15 protein-coding genes and 2 pseudogenes are annotated in these 17,750 nt (G+C 62.2%); 6 read left to right on the top strand and 11 right to left on the bottom strand.

The features are described from left to right. Positions 1 to 126 precede the first annotated feature (126 nt). Together EER27_RS11000 and EER27_RS10995 are read right to left on the bottom strand one after the other, a co-directional pair. Positions 127 to 813, bottom strand: coding sequence for a TolB-like translocation protein (locus EER27_RS11000; protein WP_148041003.1), 687 nt, complete (start codon positions 811 to 813; stop codon positions 127 to 129). Positions 814 to 871: 58 nt separating this feature from the next. Next, a complete protein-coding gene (locus tag EER27_RS10995; RefSeq protein ID WP_123088130.1) occupies positions 872 to 1,210 on the bottom strand; it encodes a P-II family nitrogen regulator in 339 nt (112 codons plus the stop codon). Between the two features lie 183 nt (positions 1,211 to 1,393). Between EER27_RS10995 and ubiK the strand changes: the two genes are divergently transcribed. The 3 genes and pseudogenes from ubiK (at position 1,394) to EER27_RS10980 (ending at position 5,339) form a co-directional block, all read left to right on the top strand. Next, the gene (ubiK, locus tag EER27_RS10990) at positions 1,394 to 1,666 is read left to right on the top strand and encodes a ubiquinone biosynthesis accessory factor UbiK (RefSeq protein ID WP_123088194.1); all 273 of its coding nucleotides are present in this window, start codon (positions 1,394 to 1,396) and stop codon (positions 1,664 to 1,666) included. Between the two features lie 10 nt (positions 1,667 to 1,676). Next, positions 1,677 to 2,318, top strand: a pseudogene (locus EER27_RS10985) (magnesium chelatase domain-containing protein); the annotation flags it as partial. Between the two features lie 210 nt (positions 2,319 to 2,528). Beyond that, positions 2,529 to 5,339, top strand: a complete 2,811-nt coding sequence (locus tag EER27_RS10980; protein WP_123088128.1) for a DNA methyltransferase — start codon at positions 2,529 to 2,531, stop codon at positions 5,337 to 5,339. Here EER27_RS10980 and EER27_RS10975 read toward each other — a convergent pair. The 3 genes from EER27_RS10975 to EER27_RS16945 all read right to left on the bottom strand — a co-directional run bounded on the left by EER27_RS10975 (position 5,336) and on the right by EER27_RS16945 (position 8,460). Next, positions 5,336 to 6,628 carry a phospholipase D-like domain-containing protein gene (locus EER27_RS10975; RefSeq protein WP_148041002.1) on the bottom strand — a complete coding sequence of 431 codons (1,293 nt, stop codon included), beginning with the start codon at positions 6,626 to 6,628 and terminating at the stop codon, positions 5,336 to 5,338. The genes EER27_RS10980 and EER27_RS10975 overlap by 4 nt on opposite strands. A gap of 67 nt (positions 6,629 to 6,695) precedes the next feature. Further along, positions 6,696 to 7,364, bottom strand: a complete 669-nt coding sequence (locus EER27_RS10970) for a recombinase family protein (protein ID WP_123088126.1) — start codon at positions 7,362 to 7,364, stop codon at positions 6,696 to 6,698. Between the two features lie 145 nt (positions 7,365 to 7,509). Further along, the gene (locus EER27_RS16945) at positions 7,510 to 8,460 is read right to left on the bottom strand and encodes a hypothetical protein (protein ID WP_148041001.1); all 951 of its coding nucleotides are present in this window, start codon (positions 8,458 to 8,460) and stop codon (positions 7,510 to 7,512) included. Between the two features lie 84 nt (positions 8,461 to 8,544). Between EER27_RS16945 and EER27_RS10965 the strand changes: the two genes are divergently transcribed. After that, the gene (locus tag EER27_RS10965; protein WP_123088125.1) at positions 8,545 to 8,772 is read left to right on the top strand and encodes a helix-turn-helix domain-containing protein; all 228 of its coding nucleotides are present in this window, start codon (positions 8,545 to 8,547) and stop codon (positions 8,770 to 8,772) included. 157 nt (positions 8,773 to 8,929) lie between these two features. Next, positions 8,930 to 9,595 carry a rolling circle replication-associated protein gene (locus tag EER27_RS10960; protein ID WP_123088124.1) on the top strand — a complete coding sequence of 222 codons (666 nt, stop codon included), beginning with the start codon at positions 8,930 to 8,932 and terminating at the stop codon, positions 9,593 to 9,595. Between the two features lie 182 nt (positions 9,596 to 9,777). On the opposite strand, the gene EER27_RS10955 is transcribed toward EER27_RS10960, so the two are convergent. Next, a complete protein-coding gene (locus EER27_RS10955) occupies positions 9,778 to 11,526 on the bottom strand; it encodes a recombinase family protein (RefSeq protein WP_190285746.1) in 1,749 nt (582 codons plus the stop codon). Positions 11,527 to 11,554: 28 nt separating this feature from the next. Here EER27_RS10955 and EER27_RS10950 point away from each other — a divergent pair. After that, positions 11,555 to 12,448: pseudogene (locus tag EER27_RS10950) on the top strand (YifB family Mg chelatase-like AAA ATPase); the annotation flags it as partial. Positions 12,449 to 12,655: 207 nt separating this feature from the next. On the opposite strand, the gene EER27_RS10945 reads toward EER27_RS10950, so the two are convergent. The 5 genes from EER27_RS10945 to EER27_RS10925 all read right to left on the bottom strand — a co-directional run bounded on the left by EER27_RS10945 (position 12,656) and on the right by EER27_RS10925 (position 17,606). After that, positions 12,656 to 14,125, bottom strand: coding sequence for a serine hydrolase domain-containing protein (locus EER27_RS10945; RefSeq protein ID WP_123088121.1), 1,470 nt, complete (start codon positions 14,123 to 14,125; stop codon positions 12,656 to 12,658). Between the two features lie 301 nt (positions 14,126 to 14,426). Then, on the bottom strand, positions 14,427 to 14,900 hold the full coding sequence (locus EER27_RS10940) for a hypothetical protein (RefSeq protein WP_123088120.1): 474 nt from the start codon (positions 14,898 to 14,900) through the stop codon (positions 14,427 to 14,429). A 109-nt stretch (positions 14,901 to 15,009) separates the two neighbouring features. Next, positions 15,010 to 15,450, bottom strand: coding sequence for a hypothetical protein (locus EER27_RS10935; RefSeq protein ID WP_148041000.1), 441 nt, complete (start codon positions 15,448 to 15,450; stop codon positions 15,010 to 15,012). Positions 15,451 to 15,818: 368 nt separating this feature from the next. Next, entirely contained in the window at positions 15,819 to 16,301 is a 483-nt protein-coding gene (locus tag EER27_RS10930; protein ID WP_123088118.1) for a hypothetical protein, read from the bottom strand. A gap of 108 nt (positions 16,302 to 16,409) precedes the next feature. Continuing rightward, positions 16,410 to 17,606: a putative peptide maturation dehydrogenase gene (locus EER27_RS10925; protein WP_123088117.1), complete on the bottom strand. Its 1,197-nt coding sequence runs from the start codon at positions 17,604 to 17,606 to the stop codon at positions 16,410 to 16,412. Between the last annotated feature and the right edge of the window lie 144 nt (positions 17,607 to 17,750).

Raw genomic sequence — 17,750 nt, 5'->3', positions numbered from 1 at the left:
TTTTCGGCGCGGCCGCCGGGATGCGGGCGTCGCGGATCGCCCCGCAGGTGGCGCTGTCAGCCACGCCGGGGCGGCGGCCTCACAGTGTCCTGTGTTTCCCGCGCTGCCACCGGCGGTGACCGCGGCTCACTGCTCCCGCCAGCCCGTCGCGTGGCGCCGGTACACGTGCACGGCTCCCTCGTCAGTCGATTCGGTGATCCGCAGGGTGTTCGCGTCCTGCCAGCGCGGTGACGCCGGACCCCAGTCGTCGGGCGCCACGCGAAACGCTTCCGACAGCGCGTCGCCGTCGATGCGGTAGATCGCCAGGTCGTTGGGAAAGTAGCCCGCTTCCAGATCGGCCGAGGCCGCCGCGAGATGGCGGCCATCGGGCGAGAGCGCCAGCGCGGCGATGCCCGACAGCTCGGTCCTGGCACCGGTGCGCAACGACACCAGCTCGATCGCGCCGGCCTCGTGCCGGGTGATATCGATGACCGCCAGCGGCAGGTTTGGCAGCACCCCGCGGAAGCGGTGGATCGCGTACGTCTCTTCGGACTGCTCCAACGTGATGTCGCGGTAGCAGACCGGCGCGCCAGCGGAAGGCCGCACGCACAGCTGCGGTCCGTCGCGCTTGACCGGGGCCTTCGATTCGCCGACCCGCCGGGCTTCCTCGCGCAGCGTGCAGGCGTGGTAATCCTCGGCCTGTGCGCAGGCCTGCGGGTCGCCCAGCGCCGCGCCAATCCCGTCACCGCCGGCGGCGCCTGCCGTCGCGTTGCCCGCCAACGTCATCCATGCGGCCGTTGCCAGCAGCCCCGCTACCCTTCGCTTTCCGTGCATCGCCCACTCCCTGGGTCCGCGATTCGATCGCGGAGTCGTCGTTGAAAACCCTGCTCGCCTAGAGCGCGTCGGCGTCCATTTCGCCGGTGCGGATGCGCACCACGCGTTCCATCTCCCAGACGAAGATCTTGCCGTCGCCGATCTTGCCGGTGCCGGCGGCCTTCATGATCGCCTCCACCACGGTGTCGACCTGCTCGTCGCTGACAGCAACCTCGAGCTTGATCTTGGGGAGAAAGTCGACCACGTACTCGGCGCCGCGGTACAGCTCGGTGTGGCCCTTCTGGCGTCCGAAGCCCTTGACCTCGGTGGCGGTGATGCCGGCCACGCCGGCCTCGGCCAGCGCCTCGCGCACGTCGTCGAGCTTGAACGGCTTGATCACCGCCATGACCATCTTCATTGCCTGTCTCCCATCCGGCTTTTTTTGCTGACCGCAGGATACGCGATGGCCGCGCCCGGCGGCCCGGGGCTTGCGTTGGCGCGCCGCCCGCGTCAGGGTTTCCCGACCCCACGCCGCGATTCCAACCGACTGCGCCACCGCCGTCGCGCGGCCATGCTGGCGCACCGCCGCAGGAGCCCGACCATGATCGACCTCAACCCCATCGATGACCTCGCCCGACGCCTCAGCGCCCTGGTCCCCCCGGGCCTGCGCGAAGGCCGCGAGGAGCTCCAGCAGAACTTCAAGGCCGTGTTGCAGTCCGGCCTGAGCAAGCTCGATCTCGTCACCCGCGAGGAGTTCGAGGTTCAACGCGCGGTGCTGTTGCGCACCCGCGAGAAGCTCGAAGCCCTGCAGCGCGCCGTCGCCGAGCTCGAGGCGGCGCAACTGGGCAACGGCCCGACGCCACCGCAGCACTGAGCGGTTCGACGTGAACCTGGCACTCGTGCACAGCCGTGCGCGATCGGGCGTGTGTGCGCCAGCGGTACGCGTGGAGGTGCACCTGTCCGGCGGGTTGCCACGCATGTCGATCGTCGGCCTGCCGGAAGCTGCAGTGCGCGAGGCCAAGGATCGCGTGCGCGCGGCCATCAGTTGCTCGCAGTTCGAGTTTCCGGCGCGGGTGATCACCGTCAACCTCGCCCCGGCGGACCTGCCGAAGGGCGGCGGTCGCTTCGACCTGCCGATCGCGCTGGGCATTCTCGCCGCCAGTGGGCAGATACCGCTCGACGCGCTGGCCACCTGCGAGTTCCTCGGCGAGTTGGGCCTCACCGGCGAGCTGCGCGCTGTCGACGGCGTGTTGCCGGCGGCGCTGGCGGCCGCCGATGCCGGCCGCCGGCTCGTGGTCCCGGCCGGAAACGGCGCCGAGGCCGCGCTTGCCAGCCGTGTCGAGGCCTGCACCGCGCGCACCCTGCTCGAGGTCTGTTCGATGCTGACCGGCCGCAAACCGCTGCCGCCGGCCGAAGCGTTGCCGACCGTGCGCGGCGTAGGTCCCGACCTGGCCGACGTTCGTGGCCAGTTGCACGCCAGGCGCGCACTCGAGATCGCCGCGGCCGGCGGTCATCATCTGCTCATATGATAGCTAATTACGGATTCGTCGGGGGATGGCAGATCCCCGCATCCCCAAGGAGCGGGCGGGCAATCAGCACAGTCTGTCGACATGGAGGGCCAGCTCGCCGCCCTTTTCGTCGCGAAGGATGAGATCGGATAGAGGTACGTTGAGAGCAGCCGACCTCTCGTTCTGGGTTTAGCCTATAATTCCCAGAACCGTTTTTGAGCCCCCTCTGTGTCCGATCAATCTGTACAACTCGACGCCGCCCGTGATGACGCGCTTGGAACTTCGCATAGCGATTCCTCAACAGTGCGAAATGCTCACCAGGACATCTTTGAGGCGCTGAATGCAATCGATTGGAATTTTGCATCTGCTAAGACTGACTATTTCGCACACGGCATTCATCCTTACCCAGCAAAGTTCATCCCGCAGCTACCGAACACGCTGATCTCCAAACTCTCTAACCATGGCGATCTCGTGTGGGATCCCTTCGGCGGAAGTGGCACGACAGCACTAGAAGCACTGCTGCTGGGCAGGCGTGCCATCAGCACAGATCTCAATCCAGTGGCTCAAGTCATAGGTACGGCTAAGACCACGACCCTAACTCCCGAGATCGAGGTGGAGCTGAGCCAGCTGGTCACTGAACTTCGCATGTTGACCTCCTCATCGCATCGAATTCAGGAGGCTCTTTCACCGCTTGAGGGGGACCGGAGCAGAGTTCCTGAGATTCCTAATCACGACAAGTGGTTCACTGCCGAGGCGACCGCGGAACTCGCGTACCTAAGGTTCCGCATTGAACACCTTCTTTTGGATGAATCCAAAGCAGTTGCACTGGCGTGCTTCTCCAAGGAAATTCTGGGAGCATCCAATCAGGACTCTGAAACGCGATACACGGCTATCGAGAAGGGCATAGTCGCGGGTGACGTAATCGCTAGGTTTGCGAGAGCGCTTTCAAGCTCAATCGACAAGCTGAGCCGACAAGCCTCTCATCTGCAGTTCCGTTCAGCCGTGTTCGCTACAGCGGACGCGAGGAAGAAGATCGTGGGTAGCGAGCCTAGCTCAACTATCGCAACCGAGTCAGTTGACTTGGTCGTGACGTCGCCACCTTACCCCAACGCGACCGACTATCACCTTTACCATCGCTTTCGGATCTTTTGGCTAGGACACGATCCACGGGGACTGGCGAGCTCAGAGATTGGCTCGCACCTTCGACACCAGAAGCAAAAAACCGAGTTCGGCTCCTACATCTCGGAGATGACGCTGGTACTCGCGAACGTGTACTTGGCACTCAAGCCAGGTAGCTTTGCTGTCTTCGTCGTCGGCGATGCCATCTTCAACAAGGAACTGTTCGAGACAGCTAAGCACCTAGGTGAAGCGGCTGTGAGCGTTGGCTTTGAGCAGGTAGGCATCATTAATCGCGATCTTCCAGAGAATAAGCGCTCGTTCTCCAGCCCAGCGCGGCGCCTTAGAACTGAGCAACTTCTTGTACTGTTCAAGCCGTCTGCGGACATCGTCATTGCTTTACAGCCGCCCAGCTACAAGATGCAGCCCTACGAAGATTTACTTGCGCTGCAGGAAATTGAATCGCTAGTGGGCAAGCCCGAGCTTACAGAGGAAGGTCTCATTGTTCGTCTGAACCGCTTTCAGCGGAATCAGGCTAGGCGCTTGGCTTTTACGTCTGCACTGAAGGCAAAATCAGGATCGACTGAGCCCACTTGGCAGGCGGTTCTAGAGAGCGGCGAAAGCGCCCATGTGGGGCGAAAGGATCCCAAGTATGTTACGCACGGAATCCATCCGTACAAAGGTAAATTCTACCCGCAGCTAGCCAAAGCGCTCTTCAACACAGCGAAGGTTGAGCCCGGAAGCACCGTCATAGATCCATTCTGTGGAAGCGGCACAGTCTTGCTTGAGGCAGCCTTGTCGGGGTGCAACGCGGTAGGCTTTGATGTCAATCCGGTTGCCATTGCGACTGCCGTTGCCAAAGTGGGAGCAGTAGGCGCTGATGCGGTCTATCGGGACCATCTCCTCTGCAGCTTCGAGCGGAAGCTCCAAGCTTTGAGTTCAATTGGCAAGCTCAGTTCATCCGTTAGGTTCAACGGCGCGATCCTCGATGAGATCGTGGCATGGTTTCCAGCGCCTGTGATCCAAAAAATGTCTGCGGTTCTAGCCGAAATTGACGATGTGCCTGATGCCCACACACGCGACATCCTGCGAGTCGCATTAAGCAGCATCATCCGCGATATTTCGCACCAAGAGCCGCGAGACTTGCGAATTCGACGCAGAGCGCTGCCCCTTGACGACGCCCCCGTCTTTGAACTTCTGACGCAAAAAATCAGGGATATACGGAGGCGGCTCCGTCATTTCGCCTCTGTGAAGAACCACGCGCCCTACCCTCTAGGCAGGGCGCAAGCAAATCTCAGTCCATCCGATGAAGCAGATTCATTTGCAAAGGCGTCACTGAAAGATGAGTCTGTCGATCTTGTTGTTACCAGCCCTCCTTATGCCACCGCCCTGCCCTACATCGACACGGATCGATTGAGCATGCTGGTCTGCCATAGCATGACCAGTGATCAACGCAAGTGCGCTGAAGACCAGCTAATCGGGAGCAGAGAGATTACTACTCGCCAGCGTAACGCACTCAATTCGACGATCGAGGAAGGAGATCTTCGCTCTTTGAACTCCTCCATTGCTCGCAAGCTGGTGCGCATGATTCACTCAGAAAACCAAGGAACGGACGCGGGTTTCAGAAAGCTGAACACCGCCGCCCTGTTGCTCAAGTACTTCGAAAAGATGGACCGTGTGGTCCAGAACCTCACCCGAGTGGTCAAACCCGCTGGCTCTGCCTTTGTTGTTATCGGCGACACCAAGACCACCGCAGGAGGTACTGAAATTAAGATCAGTAGCGGGAGGGTGATTGAACAGCAGTTCAACGCTGCCGGCTGGTCCACGGAGCACATTCAACCCATCACGGTGACGCGTGAGAACGTAGTCCATAGCAAGAACACCATCACTACTAACGAGATCTATTGGTTCAAAAAGGGCTAGACCCAGCCGAACAACCTGGGAGCACTTCCACCACCCGGCATAGTCTGATTGCAGGACGCCAGAAGCATCGCGTAATCAGCACTGCCAGGGTTGTAAACATCCATGATGTAGTCCACTCCGCCACTTCCGATTTGCATATGAAGGATAGACAGGTTACTGATGTGGTCCCGGATAGCAGACGTCATGGTGACGCGGAGCTCACTTTTGGGCTTGTAATAGACGGTGTTGAGCGCATAGGCCAGCTGGGTCACTAGCTTGGCACCCGTGCTCGAATACACTGTAACGTCGACGACCGGATCGGGAACACGCTGCGGGTAGGCTACGCCCCCTAGCTTCTTGGGCGTGGTATTTCCGGTGAACGGAAAATCAAAGAATGCGGGATTCTGCTTCACCGCACTCATGCTCAGGAATATCTCACCGTTGTCGTGTGGTCTCAATTGGATAACGAGTGCGAGCGCGGCTGCCCCGGCTACAGTAGGGGCTGCGAGCGGAGGCGCTACCGGTACCCCGGGCACTACGGGACCAAGCGGTAACGGTACTGCCCCCGGAACTACAGGTGCTGGAGGCATGAAGGGACCGGCGGGTGGGTACCCCGGCGGAAGTGGCGCTGCCGCCGCCAATACGCCCTTTGGAATCGCACTGGGAGGGGTGAGCTTTACTCGAGGGAAAATTAGGGCGCCGCCCGCGCCTTGGGCGCTGCTGCCAACGTTGCTCCGCTTCGCTCCTTTGGCAGATTCGTCAAAAAGAGAGCCCGCCAGAAGGAGAGTGTTCAAGCTCGCGGGGCTGAGCTGCTTAGTGAAGCTTGCTGCAAGCAGATTTGTCCACATGGCGTCGGCTTCTTGGAACTCAACGTTCTCAAGCGGAAGCTCGTAAGTGAGAACGACTCCTGCTTCCAGATTCGTTTCCAAGCCACCACACGTTAGATTGTGCGAACCGACAATGAGCTGAGCCTTCACGGGACCTGCAAGCAGACAGAACTTGGGATGGAACGTTCCCCCACCCCCAGTGTGAGATACGTGCACCTCATTAAATGCCTGCATTGCCAAGCTCAATGCCTGATAGCTGGTGCCCTTCTGGTCAATGCCTACGATGAGCCCCGCATTCCCGCCTCGTTTGCGAAGTGCACTAACATCGTCGAAAATTCGAGCCACACCGGATGTCTTTGCATAGGCGGCAGCCAAACGCATGGTGGTGAAGTCGCCGCTATTGAGAGATCCCCTGAGCGCTGTCAGATAGCGATCTTTCCCCCCGTACTGCATGCACGGATCTAATATTTTTGCCTTTGGCACGCCAAGCCCCTGTAGTCATGCTGTCCTTAGACGACAGCATGTCAACCCTTGGCGGTCCGTGCAAGTCTCAGCCTGCCTTACTTGGCTCGATACGCTTAACTATGTTCCGTACGCCGGTGGGGGTCCACCGCCTACCTCGCTGTGTAGGAACACCGCCATCGTTGAGCCCTTCCGCAATCTTTGCATAAGTGACTCGCCCAATCTTTCGCTGCGCATCAATTAGGGTAAATATGCGCGCCGCGTAAGCATCGGCTGATGCGATTCGCGCTGCTGTTCCGCCAGCGGATACCAGTCGGATGCCAGGATTTCCTAGAACTGTACCTCTAGACTTTGCTGCCTGCAGCGCCCTTTTCGTCCGCTCGGAGATAAGGTCTCGCTCGTACTCAGCCATTGCGGCAATTATGTGGATGGTAAGTTTGTTGGCAGTGGGCATATCTGCAGCTACAAAGTCGACGCCTGACTCCATGAGTCGACTGATGAAGTGGACATTTCTTGCGAGCCTGTCCAGGCGTGCAATCACCAAGGTTGCCTTGCGTGACCTGCAGAGGTCCATGGCTCTGCGGAGCTGGACCCGCTCACTGCTGGACGCAGATTCCACTTCCGTGAACTCCTCGAGCACCTGCCCACCGCGCGCGACGATGAAGGCTTCCACGGCGTTTTTTTGCGCTTCGAGCCCCAGTCCGCTTCGACCCTGCGCTTGAGTACTCACCCGGTAGTAAGGAACAAAGTGCGTCATAGCGCGCCTCGTATAAGGACAATACGCCCGTATTGTTATTATATAACGTTTGCTGGGCTGAGGCTACTCGTCATTTTCGTGGCGATGGGCGCGCCCCCGTTACGCTGGCGGGGCACCATCGGTGTCGATCATGCTTCCCGCTTCCTCAATAGGTGCAGGGTCCTGACGCTGCGTGAGAAAGCCAGCCCGCCTCCTCCAAGTCGTCATTGACCTCGACGGAGACACACACGACCTCGTCCCCCTTGGTCCACGGAACCTGGCAGCCTGCGTTGCCGCATGCAGCTGGATCTCCACCCAATGTGTGTGGAAGCACGTTGTTGATTGCGGGTTGGGGCTGGTAGCCCCGTTTCAGCAAGTCGACCCTTCTGCTGGAGTAGGGCTTGTCGACCTCAGTTCGTCCGCTAGCACCATCTTCACGCTGAGCATTTCCGGCGACCGTTGGGCTATCGGCTCGGGCTGGCGGAAGCTTGATCCGTGAGGAATGGCTCTCGTCCGACAGTAGCCCCACTTGAGGTGCAGGACTGGCCAACTCGTCCTGAGTGGCTCTTACTGAAGTAAAGCGGAGGTTGAAGCCCGGCTCTTCCATAGATCCTCGCTCAGTGATGCTCGATTCCCACACCCGTCGCTCATCGCTTGGGTCGTCCAGGAACTCACCATCGAAGGCGACAACCTCGCCAACCCGAAGATTCGCGAGGGCGCCGAACAGCGGACTATCCTGCGTGATTAGGGAACCGTAGCCGTCGTCCGAGACCCGGTTGTTGACCGTCCTGTAGGCGATGTCGAACCCATCTATCGAGGTGGCGATTCTGAAAGAGACGACGTCCGCGCCCTGATCGGTACTTATGCTCTCAACGGTGCCCAACCAGCCACGGATGGGACCGTTCGCGGCAAATTCGGTCCGGCTCTTGTTGCACGCGTTGAACGCCAAAGACTTCTGGATCTCGTTGGCTCCAGCGTCGTAACTAGCTAGGCAACCTCGATTTAAGTCAACGAACTGCCGCTGCGAGGGCGGGTAAGGCAGCTCGCCCGCCCCTCTATGACAGGCGCTCAATCCAACCGCCAACACTGCTGCCACCAAAGCATTCATCCAGCTCATAGCGTCACCCCCCGTTAGATACCTATAGGTAGTCTACCTGTAAGGCTGTAGAGCTAAAAGGAGCGGTCTCTTACGGTTTGGAGCATGACACCCTCCCTTCTGCACCGGCTTGGACAGGCATTGCGCGTACGACGCTCGGCGGCTGGCTATAGTCAGGAAGGGTTCGCGGACCACATCGGAATGCACCGTACCTACTACAGCGCAATCGAGCGCGGCGAGAAGAACCTGCAGCTCGATACTCTTCACAAAGTTTGCGTCGGACTCGGCTGTAAGCCGTGGGAAGTTCTGCAAGAAGCCGACAACTACGAATAGCGTCAGATCTCCACGTTCGCCGGTCTCGCCCTCTGCAGAGGGCTCCGCCGGTGGGCTGCCGCACCAGCCGCTCCTATCCTTTCCCTTCGGAGCCGCCCCAAAACATTGGAATTTAAATTCGCGAGTCTGGATGCTCTTCCAGATGGAGTGAGTTCCAATGCCCCTCGACAGTCGATTTTCCTATTCCAACCTGAGTGCGGAGCAGCGCGCTCGGCTCAGCAGGCTCGTCCCCTCGCCGGAGCCCAAGTCCCCCAGCTTCAAGCCGGCTAGGAAGCGGTACGATTCACGAGCGAGTGCCTCTCAAGGGCTCACCTCCGGGCTCACGAAAGTCGCTCAGCAACAGGCTGCGTTGCTTAAGTACTTCAAAGAGCGCCCCTTCGACGGGGTGGCAGCCACCCTCACCTTTAGGTCCGCTCGCTCGCCCGAGTACCTCACTTCTGAGGTCGCTCAAGCCGCCATCCACGAGCTGATGAAAAGGCTCAACAAGTTCGTGGACCGGCGCGGCAGGAATCGTGCCCTTCAGGTCATCGCCGTCCAGGAGGGGGGCACGCGAGCTAAGGATGGTACGCGCCTTCACTATCACCTCAAGATCGAGATTCCACCGGGCATGAGCGGCGAAAACTTTGGCAAAAAAGTAGCGCAATATTGGACTCAGTTGAGGTGGGCAAGCCGTGATCAAAACCGCGTTGTACCCGAAAGCGATGACGGCTGGCTTAGCTACATACTGAAGACGCGCAGCAAGCAGGACTATGCAAACGCCATCGACTGGCTGAACACGCAGGTCTCGCCCCTCCCGACTGCCGAGTGCTCGGGCGGAGGCTGACGTTGGGATAGCTATCAGGGCAGCTAGGCTGCCTTGATAGATAGCTCCGCCGTGGGCGAAGGACGGACCGGGCTGAGGAACTTGAAAACGAATTTGAACTAAGCAACGCTCTTGGCTGGACTCGCGTCTTCATGGTCCGGCGATAAAGGTCCTTTCAGTTGATTCGTCCTCGCAGCGAGGTGTCATCCATTAACCATGCGCATTTCCTTCATACGAAGGCTCGAAGTGACCTTGAAGGTCGGTCCAGTCAGGGCATCGAACCGCTCGGAGGCACCGGTTCGGTAAATGATATGAACTTCAAAGCAGCGCTCACGAAGTAGCTTGCGGAGACCGGCAATGGACTTGACCCCGTACTTGCTTTTCCAATCCGTCTCCGCTGCCTCACCGTCGTCTTCACCAAGAGGGGACAGTACGCCGCCGCTGGCAATCTCTTCAGCCACATGCATCGACGGGTGTACCACTACCTTCTCGACTAGTGATCTCAGTTCGCCTGCGAGCGCCCTTCGCTTCCCTACGGCATCGTCGCCTCCCGCTCTAATGTCAACGAGCAACTCAGACAGCGCCGCCTTCCGTTGACTGACCTCACCCACGTTGAGGTCAGCGATTTCCCGTTCAACGCTGGCGAGTTCCGCGTCCAGATGCTGCAAGTGAGCTTCCTGCTTGGCCAGGCGGTCTAGCAGCTCGCGGCTTTTTCCGTCGTCACCTATTGCGTCCGCATAGTTCGCCACTCTCCGCGCAGCTTGGCCCCTCGAATCAATCAGTTGTGCACGTCTAGATCTCGCATCTACCGCCCGTTTGCTCATGGTGGAGGGGTCAAGGATCTTCCGGGCGTCAATGCTATCGACCGCATCCAAAAGCAGAGTCTCCATGATGCGATAGCGGATTGGGGACATGGAGCAACTGCCCTTCGATAGGGCAACTGAGCATTGCAGGTACTCGCCACCCTTTGGCGGAGTGCCCTTGTACACGTATCGGTAGCCCGCCCCGCACCAGCAGCGCAGAAGACCCGTGAAAAGATTCGCGTACTTTGCGCCCTTCCGACCCGCCCCTACTGAGCGGCGGATGGAGAGCCCGCGCCCGACATCGTGAAAGAGGGGTACATCAATGATGGCAGGGTAATAGCCTTCCACCGGATCCCCGTCTGGCACCCTCTGCTGCTTGCCTTCCACCATATGGACTTGGTGGGGCTGGTACTCGCCCAAAACAGTCCGGCTGTGCAGAATCTTCTTGATGTAGGAATCACGCCAGACAGCATTGGGACGCGTTCCCCAAGGCTTCTCGTCTCGTTGGTTCAACGCCCGCGCAATGGAAAATGCGCCCCAACCATCTCGTGCCAGCGCGAAGATTTCTTGAACGATCTTAGCCCGACCTTCATGGACCTTCAGTACGCCGTCCTCCAAATAGAGCCATGCGGGCACCCTGCGGGTCGCGACCTGACCAGAAGCGCGCGCCCTTGCTCGCTTGGCCTTCCAGGCTTCGCGCCCCCGCATTGCCTTGATCTTTGACTCTTCGTGGGCGCGAGCCATCACGAACAGAGCACCAATCAGATGGAGCTCCTTTTCTATCGTCTCTTCCGAGTACACCTGTTCAGGCGCCAAGGTGACAACGGTAATTCCCTTTTTGATTAGCTCCATGAGCAGAGTCAGCGCATACGACACCGCTTGACGACTGAGTCGATCAATCGACTCCACGATCAGAACGCTTCCTGGCTCTACCGTCCCGTCATCCACAGCTCCTATGAACCTACTAAGCGCACCAAGGGCTGCGTTCGCGCCGTGGAAGGCAGACACCCCGAGGTCGTCATACCGCTCGACGATCTCCAAGTCGTGCCGCTGAGCGTACGCCCGCGCCATCTCAACTTGCCGGCGCTTTGAGTCCCCCTTCTGCTGATCAGGGGTAGACATCCGAGTGTAGGAATACGCTTTGGTCATGTGAAGCATGATGCACGGTCTCGTAATAGGCTACAACATGCTCCTGGTCGGCCCGCCCGGCTGCGGCAAGACGCTGCTGGCCGCTCGCCTTCCCGGCCTGTTGCCCGAAGCCACCGAGCGCGAGGCGCTGGAAGCGGCGGCCATCGCCTCGGTCAGCGGCCGTGGGCTCGATCCCGCGCGATGGCGTGAGCGCGCCTTCCGCTCGCCGCACCACACCGCCAGCGCGGTCGCGCTGGTCGGCGGCGGCGCCGAGCCGCGCCCTGGCGAGATTTCGCTGGCACACCACGGCGTGCTGTTCCTGGACGAACTGCCCGAATGGGACCGACGCGCGCTGGAGGTGCTGCGCGAGCCGCTCGAATCGGGCGTGGTGACGGTGTCGCGCGCAGCGCGCAGTGCCGAGTTCCCGGCCAGCTTCCAACTGGTCGCAGCCATGAACCCCTGCCCCTGCGGCTGGGCCGGCGACGCCAGCGGACGCTGCCGCTGCGGCATCGAGACCGTCCGCCGCTACCGCGCGCGTATCTCCGGGCCCTTGCTGGATCGCATCGACCTGCATGTCGACGTACCGCGCCTGCCATCGTCGGACCTGCGCCCCGACGCGCCCGCCGGCGAACCCAGCGCCACGGTCCGCGCCCGAGTGGGTCGTGCGCGCGCGCTGCAGCACGAGCGCGCCGGAAAGAGCAACGCCCGCCTCGAACAGGCGGAACTCCAGGCCAGCTGCGGCCTCGCCGAGGCCGATCACGCCCTGCTCGAACGCGCCGTGGACAGCCTGCAACTGTCGGCGCGCTCGCACCACCGGATCGTGCGGGTCGCGCGAACCATCGCCGACCTGGCCGACAGTCCACGCATCCTCACCGCCCACCTGGCCGAAGCGATCGGCTACCGGCGCGGAGATCCGACCGCCGCGGCACACGATCGGCACTGACGGTGTGGTCGGTCGCGCAGACCGGGATTCAAACCAGGATCAGCCCCGGGCCAGCCCGGCCTGTAGCGCATGCACCCGAGCCGTTCCGCGAACTGGCGGATGTCGAGCGACGACGATCGAACATCGCCGATCAGGTGTCGGCGACGGCGAGCGAGGCGACCGCCCCACGCGCGTCGCCTGCCCCGCGATCCGCCAACAGCTCCGCGTTTACGGCTGCTGCCGCAGCTTGCGCAGGTGCTCTGCCGCGTTGCCATTGCTCGGCGACAGGTCCAGCGAGCGCTGGTAGTTGGCGATCGCGCGATCGCGGTCACCCGCCAGTTCGTAAGCCTCACCGAGGCTGTCGAACGCGTTCCAGCTGTCGGGCCATTGCTGCGCGGCGTAACCGAACAGCGCCACCGCCTGGGCGGTCTGCTTGTCCGCCAGCAAGCGGTAGCCCCACTGGTTGAGGTAGTCCTCGGTGAGATGCAGCGCCCGGTGCTCGCGACGAACCTGCGCCACCGTGCCGGCGACGTCCCGGTACGCGCTGGCCTGCAGCGCCGATTCCAATGCGGTCAGCACCGGCGGCTTGCCCCACAGGGCTTCCGTCGCACGATTCGCCAGCTCCTGCAGTTGCCCCTGCGCTTCGCCGGGCCGGTTCGCCAACAAGACGATGCCGTAGCCGCGTTGCGGATACATCTCGATGTAGCTGGAGAAGCCGAAGGTACCGCCCGAGTGGCGCAGGTGCAGTTGGTCGTCGATGGTCTTGCTGATGATCCAGTTGAAGCCCACCGCGACGTTGTCGGCATCGCCCCAGGCCGGCGTCTGGCTCAGCCGGATCGCCGCATCCTTGGCGGACAGTTGCGCGCCCAGGAATTTCGCCAGGTCGGCCGTGCTGTAACGCAGGCCGCCACCAGCCAGGACCGAACGCGCATCCAGCGCCGGCATGGCGGCGCGATCCCTGTTGTAGCCGGTCGCCAGGAGCGCGGCGCGCGCCTCGCCGGTGCCCGCTGCCATGCCCAGCGGCTGCTCGACGTAACGCGCCAGCAAGGCCTCGTAGGGCTGGCCGTAGACGCGCTCAAGGATGCCGCCCATCAGGTTGGCGGCCAGGTTGGAGTGACGCGGCTCGTGACCGGGCCGGTCGCTCGGACTGGCCGACGCCAACGCCGTGTACACGTGCTGGTCGGTGATGCGCTTGAGCGCGGCGACCGCCTGGAACGGCGCTTGTTCGGCGTCGGCCGGCAGCGCCGGCAGGTTGTCCGGCAAGGCCGAACTGGTGTTGGCCAGGTGGATCAGACGCACCGGTTCGCCGTCGAACGCGAGCTTGGGGTACTCGCCCGGCAGGTAACGGCGGATGTCGTCCTGCAGCCCGACCTTGCCTTCGCCAACCGCGTTGGCCAGGATCAGTGATGTGAGGATCTTGGTGATCGAACCGATCTCGTAGACCGTGTGCTCGGTCGGTGCCTGCGGTTTCTGTCGCGACACCGTGCCGTAGTTGTAGAACCTCGCTTGGCCGTTCTCGACCACCGCGATCGACAGCCCGTCGGACCGGTCGGCGGCGACGAACTCCGCGCCCAGTCGCTGGAACACCTCGTCCGCGTTGGTCGGCGTGGGCGCTGCAGCCGGTCGCTCCGCCGCTCCTGCGTGACCTGCGATCACACTCAACACCCAGGCAGCTGCGACGACAGCGAGACGGTTCATACGGTTCCAGTGGATTGGAGAACGGCGGAGCCTATCGATGCCCCAGGCGGGCGACAAGTGAGGTCATCTGCTGCGCCGCTTCGACCGGAACGAAATCGGAACGGCAGCCCGGCCGATGCTCACGATTACGCACCCACCCGATCACGCACGATCGCAGCGACACCGTCGTCGACCGAAGCGCGCGCCACCGAACCCCGGACACAAAACGACCGGGGCATGCCCGGTCGCTTGTGTTGCATCGCATGATGCCGCGTCCCCGAGTCCGGCAACATCGCGGCCGGACCAGCATCGGGGCGACGAATCAGGGAGTGCAGTCCTTGGCGCAGGTCTTGGGGCGCTCAAGGTAATCGCGTGCGCCCTCGCGCGCTTCGCGCATCTCCGCCACGGTGCCACAGCGGGTTTCCTTGATGGTCGTGCCGGTCTTGGCTTCGCGCCAGCAGACGTTCTGTTCGTCGCCACCGGCGCGGGTATTGCGAACCTGCGCGTTGATGCGTTCCAACGCGTTCTCGAGGCGGATCTTTTCCTCCATCGAGAGCTCGTCGATCATGGTCTTGCCCGCCGTCACCAGAAACACCTCTTCCTGGGCGCGTCGCACGATGTTCGACTGGCGCGGGGTCAGGCCCTCGATGCCATCGTCGGCCAGGTCGGCCTTCAACGCATTCTGTTGTTGCAGGATCTTCTCCAGCGAGTTGTCGCGACTTGGCTGGGCAAGCGCCTCGCCCGCCATCGTCAGGGCCATCGCCATCATCGCCGCATACAGGATTGCCTTCTTCATGTTGCCCCCGTCTTGCTTGGCTGACTGAGATCACCACGGCGCCGCGTCGGCGCCGTGGGCCATTGCCTGATGCCGGCCAGCCGCTTGCCGCGGGCGCCAGCGCGCTGCGTCAATCGGTTTCGTTCTTCCAGTCCTGCGATTCCATGCGGATGCGTGCGCGCTCGGCGACGGTCGCGCAGCGCTTTTCGCGCATGGTGGTGCCGGTCTTGGGCTCGCGCCAGCATTCGAGGCGACTGGCCTCGTTGTTGGCGATCACCGCCTTGACCTCTTCGATGGCATTGACCAGTTGAACCTGCTGCTCGTCGTTGAGCTGTTCGATGGCCTGCACGCCTTCCAGCAAGTGGAAGATGCGGTCCTGTGCCGAATGCATCTGCGACAGTGCCGACTCTCCGAAACGGGTGTATGCGCCGCTCCTGCGTTCGGTCTCGGTGCGGATCTCGCGCTGGTTCTCGAGGATCGACTTCACCGTGAAACCCGGGGTGCCGATCTGTGCGGCGGCCGGGGCAATGACGAGCAGGCTGGCAAGAGCGATGGAACAGAGCACTTTCATCACGATCTCCATGAAGGTGAAAAGAACGTCCGGTACATCGTCATCGGGATCGCGGCGTCCCCGCACGACGTACTGCTATGGCACCCTGATCACGACAACGGCACGCGGCGCGTTCCATCGTCGTCCGATCGGGTTGTTGCACGTAGTGAGTTGCATGTAGTGAAGCGCCAGGTCCGGAAGATTCCCCCTGCCGGAGCGGCCGCTGTCCTGGCCGGGCCAAGGCCCACGCCGACACTACGCCCAGACCGCCGACGGTTCAACGAGCCCCGGGCAGGCGGCCGTCCGCGGTGCGGCTTCCCCCGGGCCGCGGACCCGCAAAAGAAAAGGCGGCACAAGGCCGCCTTCTCGGAACGCGTGTGCAGCTCAGGTCACTGGCGCCGACCCATGTTCTGGTTGTTTTCGATCTCCGTCCGACTGCGCTCGCGCGCTTCGCGCATCTGCCCGGCGGTCATGCACACGCGCGTCTTGCGATTGCTGCCCAGGGTGCTGCGCAGCTCGCACACCATGCGCTCGTCTTCGGCCTTGTTGATCGCGGCCTCGATCCATTCCAGCGCATTGAAAACGCGCAACTTTTCGTCGGCATTCAACTGCTCGGTGGATGTCTTGCCATCGATCGTCGCGAGCACTTCGGACTGCTTGCTCAGCAGTTCCTGCCGGGTCGCCTGCGGCATGTCCTTGAAGTGACCGGTGCCGGCCTGCACGCCGGTGCGGATTTCGGCCTGCTGGGCACGAATGGCTTCGATGTTGAAGTTGGCCACGGGAGCACTGGCGGCGCTGGACAGCGACACGGCCAGCAACAGGGCGAAGACCGGAGCCAGCAGCGCGCGACGGAAACGGATATTCGATTGCATTGTTGCGGAACCCAAGCGTGAGAGGGGGAGGCGACCATAGACGCGGGACAGCCGGGCTGTCGACTGCCATCGGGCATGGTCGGGGTCGGAATTGGTAGCGCGTTCCCGTCAGGGTTCAGCGCCCTCACCCGTCGGAATGGCCGCCGCCCAGACCTCGCCCGCGGGGTCCAGCTCTGCGGTTTCCATGACCTGCGCCCGCCAGCCGAACCCGCAGATCGCCAAGGCGCCCTGGTGGATCGGATCCAGGCCGAACGCCTGCTCCAGTTGCACCTCGTTGATCGCACCGGTGATGAACGCGCCCAGCCCCGCATCGGTGGCCGCCAGGTACAGGGTCTGCGACAGGTGACCGCCCTCCAGCGCGACCACGCGGTAGCCCTTGGCGTGGTGTCGGTACTTCCAGAAGGTGCGGTCGAAGCGCGGCGACAACACCACCAGCACATGCGCGTCGGCGAACCAGTGCTGCTGGGCCACCATGTCCATGATGAAGTCGCGGATCGGCCGATCCGGCGCCGGCAACGGCTCCAGCGCGTGCTCGCCGGCCTGGTAGTGGTACAGCCCGGGCGCAACGCCCTCGACGTGCTGCACGATCAGGTAGCACTCCATCGGGTGCAGGCCGCCGCCGGAGGGCACGTTCTTCTTCAGGAACACCAGATCGTCGCTGACCCGCACCTCGGCCTGCGCGGCAAACACCCGTTGCAGCATCTGCGCGAACAGCGCCATCGGCAGTGGCCTGAGTGGATCGAAATTGCGGCACGTGGCGCGGCGCGCGAGCAGGCGGTCGAAGTCGTTGGGCGCACTGCGCGGCAGCGGCAGTCGCTGCGCGTCGCCAACGCGTCGGGCCGCTTCGACCGGCGGCGCCCCCAGCACTTCGCGCATCGCCACGGCAGTTTCGGTTCCGCTGTCCTTCGAGTTCTGGACCGTGTCGACCTCACTCCACCGGGTGAACGCATGCAAGGTCGCGGCAAGCGGGTGCCAGTAGGTGTCGCGCAGACGTTCGTCGCGCAGGCGTTGTGCAGCGTGGTCATCGTCGTCGCCGATCAGCAAGCCTTCGTGCAGCAGGCGATCGATCGCGGAAGGTGGATGGTTGGCGAGAGTTTCGGCTTCGACCCACTGGGTCGGGCTGAGCGCGCCCAGCAGCTCACGTTCGTCGATGTCGATGGCGACTTCCTCGCCCAAGTGCGGCGCCAATGCCAGCCATTGCCGATCGCGTTGCAGACCGTCGCCACCGGACAGCAGCACGTTGAGATCGAAGCTGACTTCCTCGCGCGGCTCAAGAAACACCACCGCGCAGCGACGAACCTTCATGATTGTTTCCGGCCGAGGGAGAGGACTGCACTGTACTTGCAGTAACTCGTAGGCGAGAAGGTGACTGCCGTGTCGGCTGAAGTCGGCCGTGGTCACAACAACACGGGTCGACATGCACACCAGCCACACCGAAGGCCGCGCGGC

The sequence above is a fragment of the Montanilutibacter psychrotolerans genome, assembly GCF_003719825.1.
Taxonomy (GTDB): domain Bacteria; phylum Pseudomonadota; class Gammaproteobacteria; order Xanthomonadales; family Xanthomonadaceae; genus Montanilutibacter; species Montanilutibacter psychrotolerans.
Note: the sequence above shows the minus strand (reverse complement) of the source record. Positions and strands in the feature narration are given on the sequence as shown.

Bases quoted from the DNA above. Each gene is read 5' to 3' on its own strand.
- EER27_RS10935 (WP_148041000.1), bottom strand. From the start codon at position 15,450: ATGAAAGTGCTCTGTTCCATCGCTCTTGCCAGCCTGCTCGTCATTGCC.
- EER27_RS10940 (WP_123088120.1), bottom strand. From the start codon at position 14,900: ATGAAGAAGGCAATCCTGTATGCGGCGATGATGGCGATGGCCCTGACG.
- EER27_RS10965 (WP_123088125.1), top strand. From the start codon at position 8,545: ATGACACCCTCCCTTCTGCACCGGCTTGGACAGGCATTGCGCGTACGA.
- EER27_RS10970 (WP_123088126.1), bottom strand. From the start codon at position 7,364: ATGACGCACTTTGTTCCTTACTACCGGGTGAGTACTCAAGCGCAGGGT.
- EER27_RS10955 (WP_190285746.1), bottom strand. From the start codon at position 11,526: ATGACCAAAGCGTATTCCTACACTCGGATGTCTACCCCTGATCAGCAG.
- EER27_RS11000 (WP_148041003.1), bottom strand. From the start codon at position 813: ATGCACGGAAAGCGAAGGGTAGCGGGGCTGCTGGCAACGGCCGCATGG.
- EER27_RS10960 (WP_123088124.1), top strand. From the start codon at position 8,930: ATGCCCCTCGACAGTCGATTTTCCTATTCCAACCTGAGTGCGGAGCAG.
- EER27_RS10930 (WP_123088118.1), bottom strand. From the start codon at position 16,301: ATGCAATCGAATATCCGTTTCCGTCGCGCGCTGCTGGCTCCGGTCTTC.
- EER27_RS10945 (WP_123088121.1), bottom strand. From the start codon at position 14,125: ATGAACCGTCTCGCTGTCGTCGCAGCTGCCTGGGTGTTGAGTGTGATC.
- EER27_RS10995 (WP_123088130.1), bottom strand. From the start codon at position 1,210: ATGAAGATGGTCATGGCGGTGATCAAGCCGTTCAAGCTCGACGACGTG.
- EER27_RS10925 (WP_123088117.1), bottom strand. From the start codon at position 17,606: ATGAAGGTTCGTCGCTGCGCGGTGGTGTTTCTTGAGCCGCGCGAGGAA.
- ubiK (WP_123088194.1), top strand. From the start codon at position 1,394: ATGATCGACCTCAACCCCATCGATGACCTCGCCCGACGCCTCAGCGCC.
- EER27_RS16945 (WP_148041001.1), bottom strand. From the start codon at position 8,460: ATGAGCTGGATGAATGCTTTGGTGGCAGCAGTGTTGGCGGTTGGATTG.